The organism is Streptomyces prasinopilosus (assembly GCF_001419695.1).
GTDB lineage: Bacteria > Actinomycetota > Actinomycetes > Streptomycetales > Streptomycetaceae > Streptomyces > Streptomyces prasinopilosus.
Window position 1 is genome coordinate 1 of sequence record NZ_LIRG01000979.1, and the last position, 1,119, is coordinate 1,119.

Sequence of the window (1,119 nt, forward strand, 5' to 3'; positions counted from 1 at the left end):
CCCCGCCCGGCGGGGGCCTTAGTCTTGAGCCCGTGCAGGAACTCCACGACGCCCCCCTCGCCCCGCTGACCACGTTCCGCCTGGGCGGCCCCGCGACCCGGCTGGTCACCGCGACGACCGACGAGGAGGTGATCGCCGTCGTCCGCGAGGCCGACGACAGCGGCACGCCCCTGCTGGTCATCGGCGGCGGCTCGAACCTGGTCATCGGCGACAAGGGCTTCGACGGCACCGCCCTCCTCATCGCCACCCGGGGCCTCGCCCTGGACGGCACGCACCTGGAACTGGCGGCCGGAGAGGTGTGGACCGACGCCGTCGCCCGCACCGTGGAAGCGGGACTGGCCGGCCTCGAGTGCCTGGCCGGCATCCCCGGCTCGGCGGGCGCGACCCCCATCCAGAACGTCGGCGCGTACGGCCAGGAGGTCTCCTCCACCCTCACCGAGGTCGTCGCCTACGACCGCCGGGCCCGCGAGACGGTCACCCTCACCAACGAGGAGTGCGCCTTCTCCTACCGGCACAGCCGCTTCAAGGCCGACCCCGACCGCTACGTCGTCCTGCGCGTCCGCTTCGCCCTGGAGGACGCCGACGGCCTCTCCGCCCCCCTCCGGTACGCGGAGACGGCCCGCGCCCTCGGCGTCGCGCCGGGCGACCGGGTCCCCCTGTCCACGGCCCGCGAGACGGTTCTGAAGCTGCGCGCGGGAAAGGGCATGGTCCTGGACCCCGAGGACCACGACACCTGGTCGGCCGGCTCCTTCTTCACCAACCCGATCCTCACCGATGAGGAGTTCACGGCCTTCCGGACCCGGGTGAAGCAGCACCTCGGCCCCGACGCCGAGCCCCCCGCGTACCCCGCCGGCGAGGGCCGCGCCAAGACCTCCGCCGCCTGGCTGATCGACAAGGCCGGCTTCACCAAGGGGTACGGCGAAGGCCCGGCCCGCATCTCCACCAAACACACCCTCGCCCTCACCAACCGCGGCGAGGCGACCACCGAGGACCTGCTGGCACTCGCCCGCGAGGTGGTGGCCGGCGTGCGCGCGACCTTCGGCATCACCCTGGTCAACGAGCCGGTGACGGTGGGAGTCGGCCTCTGAGGAACCGCGGGCGGCCCGCCCCGGCCGGCCG

Annotated in this window: 1 protein-coding gene; it reads left to right on the plus strand. The window is 74.1% G+C overall.

The genetic code is table 11. From position 1 onward, the window contains the following. Positions 1-32 precede the first annotated feature (32 nt). Entirely contained in the window at positions 33-1,088 is a 1,056-nt protein-coding gene (locus AOK18_RS29280) for a UDP-N-acetylmuramate dehydrogenase (RefSeq protein WP_074994242.1), read from the plus strand. Positions 1,089-1,119 lie beyond the last annotated feature (31 nt).